Source organism: Ruegeria sp. CDSA033 (assembly GCF_059612305.1).
Window position 1 is genome coordinate 28146 of sequence record NZ_JBXWQI010000002.1, and the last position, 11383, is coordinate 39528.

The 11383-nt window shown below is 58.6% G+C and carries 12 protein-coding genes; all 12 read right to left on the reverse strand.

Annotated elements, in window-relative coordinates:
- Positions 1–49: 49 nt before the first annotated feature.
- The 12 genes from recN to AC2FLA_RS03450 all read right to left on the reverse strand — a co-directional run bounded on the left by recN (position 50) and on the right by AC2FLA_RS03450 (position 11368).
- Positions 50–1699 carry a DNA repair protein RecN gene (gene recN / locus AC2FLA_RS03395; protein ID WP_496720517.1) on the reverse strand — a complete coding sequence of 550 codons (1650 nt, stop codon included), beginning with the start codon at positions 1697–1699 and terminating at the stop codon, positions 50–52.
- 35 nt (positions 1700–1734) lie between these two features.
- Positions 1735–2577, reverse strand: a complete 843-nt coding sequence (locus tag AC2FLA_RS03400) for an outer membrane protein assembly factor BamD (protein ID WP_109313100.1) — start codon at positions 2575–2577, stop codon at positions 1735–1737.
- A gap of 127 nt (positions 2578–2704) precedes the next feature.
- The gene (gene lpxC / locus AC2FLA_RS03405) at positions 2705–3625 is read right to left on the reverse strand and encodes a UDP-3-O-acyl-N-acetylglucosamine deacetylase (RefSeq protein ID WP_108859456.1); all 921 of its coding nucleotides are present in this window, start codon (positions 3623–3625) and stop codon (positions 2705–2707) included.
- A 213-nt stretch (positions 3626–3838) separates the two neighbouring features.
- Positions 3839–5458 carry a cell division protein FtsZ gene (ftsZ, locus tag AC2FLA_RS03410; protein ID WP_496720519.1) on the reverse strand — a complete coding sequence of 540 codons (1620 nt, stop codon included), beginning with the start codon at positions 5456–5458 and terminating at the stop codon, positions 3839–3841.
- Between the two features lie 349 nt (positions 5459–5807).
- The gene (locus AC2FLA_RS03415; protein ID WP_496720521.1) at positions 5808–6221 is read right to left on the reverse strand and encodes a hypothetical protein; all 414 of its coding nucleotides are present in this window, start codon (positions 6219–6221) and stop codon (positions 5808–5810) included.
- The gene (ftsA, locus tag AC2FLA_RS03420; RefSeq protein ID WP_058279582.1) at positions 6208–7542 is read right to left on the reverse strand and encodes a cell division protein FtsA; all 1335 of its coding nucleotides are present in this window, start codon (positions 7540–7542) and stop codon (positions 6208–6210) included. Before ftsA ends, AC2FLA_RS03415 begins: the two co-directional genes overlap by 14 nt.
- A gap of 8 nt (positions 7543–7550) precedes the next feature.
- Complete coding sequence (locus tag AC2FLA_RS03425; RefSeq protein ID WP_496720522.1) at positions 7551–8546, reverse strand: cell division protein FtsQ/DivIB; 996 nt, start codon at positions 8544–8546, stop codon at positions 7551–7553.
- Complete coding sequence (locus AC2FLA_RS03430; protein ID WP_496720524.1) at positions 8534–9451, reverse strand: D-alanine--D-alanine ligase; 918 nt, start codon at positions 9449–9451, stop codon at positions 8534–8536. Before AC2FLA_RS03430 ends, AC2FLA_RS03425 begins: the two co-directional genes overlap by 13 nt.
- 108 nt (positions 9452–9559) lie before the next feature.
- Positions 9560–10489, reverse strand: coding sequence for a UDP-N-acetylmuramate dehydrogenase (gene murB, locus AC2FLA_RS03435; RefSeq protein ID WP_496720526.1), 930 nt, complete (start codon positions 10487–10489; stop codon positions 9560–9562).
- A 53-nt stretch (positions 10490–10542) separates the two neighbouring features.
- Positions 10543–10833, reverse strand: a complete 291-nt coding sequence (locus AC2FLA_RS03440; protein ID WP_496720528.1) for a hypothetical protein — start codon at positions 10831–10833, stop codon at positions 10543–10545.
- Positions 10830–11084 (reverse strand): DUF2484 family protein, encoded by a 255-nt coding sequence (locus AC2FLA_RS03445; RefSeq protein WP_496720530.1) that lies wholly within the window; start codon positions 11082–11084, stop codon positions 10830–10832. Before AC2FLA_RS03445 ends, AC2FLA_RS03440 begins: the two co-directional genes overlap by 4 nt.
- The gene (locus AC2FLA_RS03450; RefSeq protein WP_348774510.1) at positions 11081–11368 is read right to left on the reverse strand and encodes a DUF2484 family protein; all 288 of its coding nucleotides are present in this window, start codon (positions 11366–11368) and stop codon (positions 11081–11083) included. Before AC2FLA_RS03450 ends, AC2FLA_RS03445 begins: the two co-directional genes overlap by 4 nt.
- Positions 11369–11383 lie beyond the last annotated feature (15 nt).

Sequence of the window (11383 nt, forward strand, 5' to 3'; positions counted from 1 at the left end):
TAAAAGTGGGATCGCGACGGATTGAACACGCGAAAGCGGCAGAATTGCCTCAGGCCTGCAAAAGGGCTCGGGCGGCAGCACGCGCCTCGTCCGTGATCGTATCACCTGCGACCATACGGGCAATTTCATCCACACGGTCAGGTTCTGCCAGCGGCACAACAGTAGACAGGGTCTGCCCGTCGGTGACGTGTTTTTGAACCCGCCAGTGATGCGCCGCGCGGGCCGCCACCTGCGGTGAGTGCGTCACGACCAGCACCTGCCCACCCTGCGCCAGCGACGCCAGACGCCGCCCGACTGCATCGGCAGTTGCGCCACCAACGCCCCGGTCGATCTCATCAAAAATCATCGTGCGCGCGCTGTCATCCCCGGTCAGGCAGACCTTGAGCGCCAGAAGAAACCGACTGAGTTCCCCGCCCGAGGCGATTTTGTTCAGCGGGCCAGAAGGTGCGCCGGGGTTGGTAGCAACTGTGAACGCAACAGCGTCGATGCCTTCCGGACCGGGGTCTGACGCCGTGAATTCGGTTTGGAACACAGCGCGCTCCATCTTCAACGGGGCGAGTTCGGTCATCACGGCGGCATCCAGCCGCCCGGCTGCCTTCTGTCGCGCAGCACTAAGCTTGGCCGCTGCGTCGTCATATGCGGTTTGAGCGGCGTCTACCGCTGCCCGCTGATCGGCCAGATCCGCGTCGCCAGCGTCAAGCCGGTTCAAACGGTCACGCAAAGTTTCGGCAAAGGTGCCCAGTTCATCAGGTACAACATCATGTTTACGAGCCAGTGCGCGGATGGCGAACAGGCGTTCTTCGGCCTGCTCCAATTCCGCCGGATTGAAATCCAATTTCTGCAGACAAGCCTCGACACCGTCCTGCGCCTCACCCAATTCGATCAGGGCGCGCCCCAGGGCCGCGATTGGTGCCTCCAATTGGCCGCCGGCATTGTCCGAGACGCCTTCGAGCCAACGCACAGCGTCCGCCATTGCGCTTTCAGCCCCGTCCCCGCCTAGCAGAGAGAAAGCCCGCGCGACATCATCCCGGATACGCTCAGCTCCTTGCATCATGCGACGGCGGGCATCGAGCTCGGCGTCCTCGCCGGGTTGCGGGTCCAGCTGATCAAGCTCGGATACCGAATGCCTAAGAAATTCCTCTTCCGCGCGCATCGCCGCAAGGGTGGATTCCGTTTGAGCAAGAGCTTTGCGCGCACGTGACATCTCGGACCAAGAGGACCGCACCGTTGCAAGGTGGCCATCGACTCCGGCGTAATCATCCAGCATTGCCCGGTGACCGCGCGGGTTCAACAAGCCGCGATCATCGTGTTGACCATGCAGTTCGATCAGGGTCTCGGACAATGCGCGCAGCACCTCGCCCGAACAACGGCGATCATTGACCCACGCGGTCTTGCGCCCCTCGGCCGTATTCACCCGCCGCAGGATAAGTTCCTCTCCGCCGGGCAGGCCCGCTTCGGCCAGAATTGCATGTGCAGGATGGTCTTCGTTTAATTCGAACTCCGCCACGACTTCACCCTGGGCGGCGCCCTGACGGACCAGTTCAGCCCGGCCACGCCAGCCCAGAACAAACCCCAGCGAATCCAGAAGAATCGATTTGCCCGCACCGGTTTCACCGGTCAACGCATTCAGGCCCGGCTGAAACGTCAGTTCCAGCCGGTCGATGATCAGCATGTCACGGATATCGAGGGCGCGCAGCATCGGGTCTTAGCGTCCCACCCCATTGGCCATGGCGATTACAACCACTCACCTTTGACGGTCTGACGGTAGATCGTGCTGAGCCAGTTGTTGCCACGGCTCTTGAGATCCAACCCGCGTGACGTCAGCAGCGAATAGCCCGCATCGTACCATTCGGACGATTGATAGTTGTACCCAAGAATGGCCCCCGCCGACTGTGCCTCATCCACAAGACCCAGTGCCAGATAGGCTTCAATCAAGCGGTACAGAGCTTCGGCGGTGTGAGATGTGGTCTGGAAATCCTCAACCACAACACGGAACCGGTTGATGGCTGCGGTATAATGGTCCTGGCGCAGATAGTAGCGCCCGATTTCCATCTCTTTGCCAGCCAGATGGTCAAAGGCCAGATCGAATTTCAGCACCGCAGAGGTCGCGTATTCGCTATCCGGGTAGACTTCGATCACGGTGCGCAGCGATTGCAACGCCTGAAAAGTCAGGCCCTGATCGCGCCCGACCTCGTCAATCTGGTCATAATAGCTGAGCGCCAGAAGATATTGGGCATAAGCCGCATCTTCGTCCGTCGGGTAAAAGTCGATGTACCGTTGTGCGGCGCCTCGGCTCTCTTCGTAGTTTTTGTCCGAGTGGTATGAGAACGCCTGCATGATCAGCGCGCGCTTGGCCCAATCGGAATACGGATACAGACGTTCAACTTCTGAAAAATACCACGCCGCATCGTCCGAACGATTCTGCGACAGCTCATATTCGCCGCGCGTGAAAATCTGTTCAGGAGTGAACCCTTCCAGGTTCTGATTGCGGTCTGCGCCTTTTCCAGCGCACGCCGTCAAAACTGCTGTCAGAAGAATCGCGCCTGCGAACCTGACTGCCGCTTTGCTGCCAACCATTCCGCCTATCCTTGTCGTATTACTTGACGGGGTTAAGCCCCGATTTAGGCCAAGGTCTAGCACATAAAATTCCGGTGCAAAACGTCTTATGCGCCCCTTCGCAGAATTGTCGGAAGAGTTGATCCAATCAGGCGACTTCGGGGATTTCGTCCCGGACCAGCCCCTGCCCTGGAAGGCGGGCTGCCTGTTCAGGCGTGCACAGGATCGGACGGACCGCACCCGGCGTCTCGAACAGCTTGCGCAGCAGAGTATTGGTCATTGCATGGCCGGATTTGTCCCCGGTAAAGTGACCAAAGATCGGACCACCTGCCAAATACAGGTCACCAAGGGCATCCAGCATCTTGTGACGCACGGCCTCGTCCGCGCGGCGGAAACCGCCCGGGGTAAGGACTTCGTCACCCTGAACAACGACGGCATTTTCCAGAGTACCGCCCAAAGCCAGCCCGTTTTCGCGCATCGCCTCAACATCAGTACGGCGGCAGAACGTCCGGCAGTCACACAGCTCACGTGCGAACGAACCGTTGCGCATATCCAGCGTCTTGGTCTGGTTGCCAATGGCACCGTCTTCGAAGTCGATATGAAAGTCGATGATCAGACCGTTTGCAGGCGCAATCGAAGCGCTAGCACCTTCGCGCACAGCGGTCACCGGCTTAAGAACCTCATAGGCCAGAACCGGGCTGGCTTGGCGACGCACGCCCTTCGCCATGATACCGCGAACGAAGTCAATCGAAGACCCATCCATGATCGGAACTTCGGGACCATCAATCTCGATCAGTGCGTTATGTATTCCGCAACCGGCCAACGCGGCCATGATGTGCTCAACCGTAGACACAGACACACCCGCGTCGTTGATCAGGCGGGTGCACAGCGGAGTGCGCTCAACCACGTCATAGATCGCAGGGACAAGGGCATTGCCCAGCTCAATATCCGTCCGCTTGAACCAGATGCCGTGACCGGCAGCCGCCGGTTTCAGGACCATCGTCGCAGGCTTACCGCTATGCAGTCCGACGCCTGTAAACGTGACCGGAGATTTGAGCGTATGTTGCAAGGTGAACCTCGAAGAGTGGTGTCCGGCCTCGTTTGGCCGTGTTGGACACTCAGTTAAGGAAGGCGGCGTCAAGGCTCAACTCACTCTTTGCAACCGAATGAAACATGTATGTGACAGATCGGCAAATCCCTGCTTACACCTCCTTAAACATCTGTAAAACAAAAAGAAAGGGCCGCCATTTGGCGACCCTCAGCATTCATTTTGTTACCGCGATCAGTTGGCCTGGCGCCGCAAAAAGGCTGGAATTTCGATCCGGTCCTGTTCGGGGTCGACCTCATCCCTTGCAGGTGCCGTAGCGTCAGATTGGCGCATAACGGGCTGCTGACGTGGTGGTTGCGCCGGAGTATCTGCCGCGTGACCGGTCATCCGATCGATCAATCGGTTAAAGCCAAACCGGGGACGATCATGCGCTTCTTCCTGCGGTACAGGGGTCGGCTGCGGGGTTGCAGGGCGGGCCATCGAAGGGCTCCGCTCGGACGGCGGAACGTTCTGGACTGCGGCCTGCAATCGCTGCAGCGCCTCGGGCGACGGTGTTCCCGCTGCCGGTTGAGGCTGCGGCGCGACATAGTTTTCGGACGCAGGCTCAACCGGTTCGGGGGTCGGTTCGAATTCGGCAACGCGCGGCTGATAAGCCGGCGGAGGCAGACCATCATCATCCTGCCGGGCACGCGACTGGAACTGCGGCTGTGCAGGCTCTTCCGGCGCTTCAAACAGCGAGGGTTCGCGGACCATATCTTGCTGCGGCGCTTGCTCAGCGACTTCCGCAGCAACCGGAGCCTCTTCCTGAACCGACTCTTCTGCCGAAACGGTGCGGGTCAGCGGTGCCGACATTGAACGACGCGCGACAGGGACATCTTCCTGCTTTTCATTGGCATCGATACCGGTCGCGACAACCGATACGCGCATGCCGCCTTCCATCACGGTATCCAGAGTCGAGCCAACGATGATGTTAGCCTCGGGATCCACTTCTTCGCGGATACGGTTGGCGGCTTCGTCCAGCTCGAACAGGGTCAGGTCGTGCGAGCCGGTGATGTTGATCAGAACGCCCTTGGCACCCTTGAGGCTGATTTCGTCCAGCAGCGGGTTGGCGATCGCCTTCTCGGCGGCCTGAACCGCGCGATCTTCGCCGGTGGCCTCGCCTGTTCCCATCATCGCTTTGCCCATCTCATCCATCACGGCGCGAACATCTGCAAAGTCGAGGTTGATCAGGCCCGGACGGACCATCAGATCGGTCACGCCTTTGACGCCCTGATAGAGAACATCGTCCGCCATCGAGAACGCCTCGGTAAAGGTGGTCTTTTCGTTGGCCAGACGGAACAGGTTCTGGTTGGGAATGATAATCAGAGTGTCGACGACCTTTTGCAACATCTCAACGCCGTCTTCGGCCTGACGCATCCGCTTGGCACCCTCAAACTGGAAGGGCTTGGTCACAACACCAACGGTCAGCACACCCAGTTCCCGCGCAGCTTGCGCGATAATCGGGGCCGCACCCGTCCCGGTGCCGCCGCCCATACCGGCGGTGATAAAGCACATATGCGCGCCGGCCAGGTGATCAACGATCTGTTCAATGCTTTCTTCGGCTGCTGCCGCACCCACAGTCGGACGGGCCCCTGCCCCCAGACCTTCGGTGACTTTCACGCCCAGTTGAACCCGTGCCGAGGACTGGCTTTGTTGCAGTGCCTGCGCATCGGTGTTGGCGACCACAAAATCGACGCCGTCCAGCTGTTTCTCAATCATGTTGTTGACAGCGTTGCCGCCTGCACCACCAACGCCAAATACTGTGATCCGAGGCTTCAGTTCGTCGTGCCCGGGCATCGAAAGATTCAATGTCATGCTCTGTCCGCCTGTTTTTTTGTTCCCGCCAAAGCGGTGTTTTTCTTACCTATCCACTAACAATCCTACCGTTTGAAACGGCAAACGTCACGCCAAAAATCGCGTAATTCCACAAAATATGGAGGAAATAAGGCGCTGACCGGCAGTATTTCGCAAATACTGCCAGATGTTGCGTAAAGAACTCAATGTAGCACAAAACAGGCGATTTGCGCGCGGCACTTAACCGACGCATCACCAAAGGGACTCATAAACTGTCAAACTGCGGAAAACTGCTCAGGTCCTGCCGCGGGCCTCTGTCGGGCCTTGTGGATATCTTGCGGGATAAACGAGTCAGCTGCAACCCATTTCTTTAGCTGATCGGGGCACTTGGACAATTCAAACCGTCCTCGGTGATGCTGCGCACCTCCTGGATTTCGCTGTCTGCAAAAGTGGCCAGTCGCACCATCAAATTGCCCTTATATTCGAAAGGCCACCAACACACGGCTGGCCCTTCGACTGCATCATCATAGAGAAAACAGATTTGCCCGTTCGGCGTTGTGATATGCCCATAAACGCACCCTCTTCCTTCACGGCGCCAAACCGAAACGGTGGAGCTGAGAAATTCTTCGGTGCCAACAAGGTCGCCGCTGCGAAAGTCATGAAAGTCGACGGTTTTGCCCAGAACCGCATCCAGAAATGCCTCGGGGGTGATCCGGGTTTGCGCCTGAGCGGTCAGCGGTGTCAGGGCCAGTAGCGCTGCGACCCCTAGCTTACCAATTGTCACGGAACCAACGCACGGCCCGCTTGAACGGGCGCGCGGCATAGGTGTCGACAGGGATTTCAAAGTCCCACCATTCGTCCTGTGGGTGCGCTGCAAACAGGCTGAGCCCAACTGCGGAAGAGAATCCCGGCCCGGTCGCCGATTGCGGTAGACCATGAACACGCAAAGGCCGGCCAAGGCGGACGCGCTGCCCAAGGATGCGGGTCGCAAGGCCATCCAGGCCCATGATCTGACTGCCACCACCGGTTAAGACGATCTGCTGGCTGGGCATATGCTCGAACCCGGCCGCATCCAGACGGACGCGCACTTCTTCAAGGATTTCTTCGACGCGTGGGCGCATGATGCCGATCAGTTCAGCACGGCTGACGGTGCGACGGTCATGTTCCCAGTCGCCGGTATCCCCGCCGATGTCGATCAGGTCCCGATCATCCGCGCCCGTTGCGTGAACGCCGCCGTTAAAGGTTTTGATCCGCTCCGCCACCGAGGCCGGAATACCCAACCCCATCGAAATGTCCGAGGTTACGTGATCCCCACCCATGCGAACGCAGTCGGCGTAAATCATATGCTTTTTCATAAAGATCGACACGCTGGTCGTGCCGCCACCCATGTCGATACAGGCCGCGCCCAGTTCCTGCTCATCCTCGACTAAGGCGGAAACACCAGACACATAGGCCGAGTTTGCAATTCCGGCCAATTCCAGATCGCAGCGTTTAATGCAGCGCACAATGTTTTGGATCGCAGTCGCGTCGACGGTCAGCATGTGCATGTCGACGGCAAGGCTCTGCCCCATTTGGCCGCGCGGATCGATCAGACCTGAGCGGTTGTCCAAAGCGAAATTGACCGGTTGGGCATGCAATACCTCGCGCCCTGCCCCGTAATCCGGCACATCACAGGCGTTCAGGACACGGCCAACCTCGGCCTCGGTCACGACCTGACCCTCAAGATCGACCTGTGCATCCAACCCATAAGAGCGTGGATTCGCACCCGAGAAGCTGGCAATCACATGATCGACCCGGATATCGGCCATCTTTTGCGCCGCCTGCAGGGCGGTTCGGATCGCCCGTTCGGTTTCCTGCATAGCGGTGACTTCGCCAAATTGAACGCCCCGCGACCGTGTGGTCGCAGCACCAATCACACGAAAGCCGGTCTGCCCGGCCATCGACCCGATGGTGTTGTCCTCGCTCAGGCGTCCGGTCCCGTCAAAGCGCAATACAAGACAGGCAATCTTGGAGCTGCCAACATCGAGAATGGCGACAACACCGCGTTGCATGGCTTGTCTGCGCATCTGCCGCATGGCGCGCTGGGACTGATAAAGATCGGTCATCATGGTCGTTACTGCTCGCTACCCACTGTCACTTTTGTATTCCACCAGTCTTCGCTGGCAGCTTTGGTCATTCTTATTGTCGGACGTTGCCCAAGGCGCATGTCGACCACCGCCACGTCACGTTCCAAAAGGTCCTGCACTTCATTCACGGCCAGAACGCGTTCCAACGCGCGTACGGGGCGCTCGGTCGGCAACATGATGCGCTGGCCGCGGTCCATAACCAGGTCCCAGCGACGCTCACCAATCCGGACCAGCCCGCGCACACGGCTGCCCAGGCTGCGGGCGGTTGTCAGCAATTCAAGGGCCTCACCTACGTGACCGTCTGCACCTTTGCCCGCGATCAGAGGTAAATTAGAGTGATCCTTGCGCGACGCGATGCGTTCCACATGGGCGCCGGTCTCATCCAGCAATTCGATCCCATGGCGCGTACGCCAGACGATGACGGGCTGACGCTCGACCACATCCACCTGCAGAATACCGCCGGGGCGCACCCGCACGGTGGCGGATTTGACAGGGTTCAGCCCTGTGATCGTGTCGCGAATTTGCTCAACGTCCAGGTCCCAGGAACTGACGGGGAAATCCAGCGGTACGACCTCACGAATATCCTCGGACAGGTTGGTCCCTGCCCCGTCAATGGCCATCAGATTGACCATGAACTCTGGCCGTTGCTGGATCGAGGTCTTGATGTCGATGACATAGGCCACCACCGCATCACGGCGTTCCTGCGAGCCGAAATAGATGCCAATTGCGGCGCAAACCGCAAGCACCGGCAGGCCAAACTTCAGGCTACGCCGAACGCCCCGCGTTAGCATCCAGCGTTGCAAGCGGTAGCTGAGACGAGACGGGGCTGGGTCGAGGCGATCGCCCTTGCCACCAAACATCCCACGCAGCCGCAATTTGGGTTCGGCTCCGGTATGTGCGCCGGATTCGAAATCAGCATCGGGACCGGTCAGTTGCTTGGGGCGGTGAACCACAGGCGCTCGGGTGGCTCTTAGCGGTCGCATGATGCGTCCTCCACCATCCAGGCGCAAAGCTGCCCGAAACTCATACCCATATGCGCGGCCTGTTCAGGCACCAGCGACGTCGGCGTCATGCCGGGCTGAGTATTGGTCTCGAGCAGGAAAAGCCCATCGGCACCCATACTGTCATCCCAGCGGAAATCCGTACGGCTTACGCCCTTGCATCCCAGTGCAGAATGAGCGCGCAATGCGTAGTCCATGCACAGGTCAAAAATCTCGGTCGGTACGTCAGCGGGCAAAACATGCCACGATCCGCCGGGCTTATACTTGGCGTCATAATCGTACCAACCGCCATCGGTCATGATCTCGGTAACCGTTACGGCCTTGTCGTTCATCACCGTTACGGTCAGCTCGCGCCCTGCAATGTATTTCTCGACCATCACCTGATCGGGCATTTCATCCGACAGTTGCGGAGGGCCATTGGACCCTTCATGCACGATGTAGATCCCAACGCTGGAGCCTTCGTTGTTGGGCTTGGCCACGTAAGGGGGCTCCATCACGTGAACCTTAACCACCTCAACCTTAGGTACGATCACGCTGGCAACAACGGGCAGGCCCTCGGCCTCAAACACCTCTTTGCTGCGCTGCTTGTCCATCGCCAGCGCCGAGGCCAGAACACCAGAGTGCGTGTACGGAATGCGCATCCATTCCAGCAGACCCTGAACGCAGCCATCCTCGCCCCAGCGGCCATGCAGGGCGTTAAACACAACGTCTGGTTTGATTTCCAAAAGGCGCGCATAGAGGTCAGGACCAGCGTCCAGCTCAACTACTTCAAAGCCTTCTCCCACAAGGGCGGCCGCGCATTCGCGCCCAGAGCTGAGAGACACCTCGCGTTCCTTCGAGGGTCCACCCATCAATACCGCCACTTTGGGGTTTGTCCTGCTCGACATACCCAACGTGCGCCTCAATGTCCCCGGACCTTATGTGGTGGTCCGTACTGCGTTTATCTCCTTGATCCGTCGCCTTAATTTGCCTGTTATGGTCTGACGGTCAGGGCTTTATTCTGTCAACGGATCACCGACCCGCATGATTTCCCACTCTAGCGTGATGCCGCTTGTTTCGTAAACCTTTTTTCGCACCTCTTCGCCCAGACCTTCGAGGTCCGCGGCAGAGGCATCACCGGTATTGATCAGGAAATTCGAGTGCTTTTCGCTCATCTGTGCGCCGCCGCGCGCCGCGCCGCGCATGCCCGCATCGTCAATGACCTTCCATGCCTTGAGGTCGTGCACATCATCCGCCCGCCCGGTCGAAGAAAACCCTGCCGGGTTGCGGAAGGTTGACCCGGCGCTGCGGTCTTTGGTCGGCTGTGTTTCGTCGCGTTTTTGCAACTGCGCGGACATCCGGGCGTGCAGCTCTTCCGGATCGCCGGATGGACCTTCGAAAGTGCTCGAGATCAGCACCGCGCCTTCGGGCAGATCGGACTGGCGGTAACGAAAATTCAGGTCTTCCGGAGTCAGTTCCACAAGCTCTCCCTGCCGGGTAACAATGGTCGCCTTGCGCAGCACGTCCGCCGTGTAGCTGCCATAACACCCTGCGTTCATCCGCACCGCACCGCCAATTGAGCCCGGGATGGTACGCAAAAAGGTCAAGTCCACGCCCTCATCCGCCGCCTTGCGCGCCACATGCGCATCCAACGCAGCTGCTCCGGCGGTAACGATGTTTCCCTTTACCGAGATAGCATTGAACCCGCGCCCCAATCGGATCACAACCGCGCGCAGACCGCCATCACGCACAATCAGGTTTGACCCGACCCCCATCGGGAAAACCGAAATATCTGCGGGTAACCCACTCAGGAAACTCTGTAAGTCTTCTATGTCAGCTGGCTGGAACAGATAATCCGCCGGACCGCCAACGCGCAGCCATGTCAGATCATTAAGGGATCTCTGCTCGGTGAGTCTACCGCGAACCGGGAATGAAGTAAGTGTCATCGGCCCCTTCTATAGCTGGCTTTCGTGGATGTCATCCTTCGAACAAACAATGATCAACGAATATCCCGCATCTTCTTAAGGGCACCAATCAACCCGCCTAAGATGGCTCCCGCCAGAGCGGGAAATGCCAATGACCACGTCAAAATGACCGCCCAAAAATCAGCGTCTTCTGGCGGGCCGTCGTTACCAGAGGGGAAGAGATATGCGATGCTCGTAGCTGATACTACGATTGCCACAATCACGATCCACGCAAATCCGCCCCTAAACAACAAATGGGCGACGGTTGTAGTGGCAAGAAAAGAAACAATACTCAGGAAACATAAGGCGATTAATGCAGCTGTCATTCAAAACTGCGCCCCACCCGCCGTACCCACCGCCCCAAATAGATCACCGGCCAACGCAGCACCGACATTCCTGCGGCCAAAACGATCAGTCCAATCCATGGGCCGTTTTGCAAGGTGACGTAACCCAGTATCGGAATCCCCACAGCGATCAAAACATAGGCGCGCGTCCAGTGGTTGTCCTTGCTGGGGATCATCGCCAGCACATTTGCCGAAATTCCCCAAAGCGCAGCAAGGGCGATCGACCAATTCATTCCTCGACCTCCTGCCCGGTCCAGCGGCGCCAGTAATAACGAATGGGGTTGCGGAACATGGATGCAAAAGCGGCAAAGGCCAGCACCGAAAAAAACCAGCCAAAGTCATGGCCTAACCAGACGATCAGCGCAGGTGCGGAAATGAACAGCACAACGCCCGGCGGAAATTGAAGGCGCATCGGCAGCATAGCCACGACCGTTGAGGCCAAAACCCACAAGCCAGCAAAAAGCACTGAATATACCAACTGCCCCTCCGAAGACGATCGTTGCTGCAACTGCAACATCACACTTTAAAGTTG

Coding starts and splice junctions, on each gene's coding strand:
- AC2FLA_RS03445 (WP_496720530.1), bottom strand. CDS start 11,084: ATGAATTGGTCGATCGCCCTTGCTGCGCTTTGGGGAATTTCGGCAAAT.
- murB (WP_496720526.1), bottom strand. CDS start 10,489: ATGACACTTACTTCATTCCCGGTTCGCGGTAGACTCACCGAGCAGAGA.
- AC2FLA_RS03440 (WP_496720528.1), bottom strand. CDS start 10,833: ATGACAGCTGCATTAATCGCCTTATGTTTCCTGAGTATTGTTTCTTTT.
- AC2FLA_RS03400 (WP_109313100.1), bottom strand. CDS start 2,577: ATGGTTGGCAGCAAAGCGGCAGTCAGGTTCGCAGGCGCGATTCTTCTG.
- AC2FLA_RS03450 (WP_348774510.1), bottom strand. CDS start 11,368: ATGTTGCAGTTGCAGCAACGATCGTCTTCGGAGGGGCAGTTGGTATAT.
- AC2FLA_RS03425 (WP_496720522.1), bottom strand. CDS start 8,546: ATGCGACCGCTAAGAGCCACCCGAGCGCCTGTGGTTCACCGCCCCAAG.
- AC2FLA_RS03430 (WP_496720524.1), bottom strand. CDS start 9,451: ATGTCGAGCAGGACAAACCCCAAAGTGGCGGTATTGATGGGTGGACCC.
- ftsZ (WP_496720519.1), bottom strand. CDS start 5,458: ATGACATTGAATCTTTCGATGCCCGGGCACGACGAACTGAAGCCTCGG.
- ftsA (WP_058279582.1), bottom strand. CDS start 7,542: ATGACCGATCTTTATCAGTCCCAGCGCGCCATGCGGCAGATGCGCAGA.
- recN (WP_496720517.1), bottom strand. CDS start 1,699: ATGCTGCGCGCCCTCGATATCCGTGACATGCTGATCATCGACCGGCTG.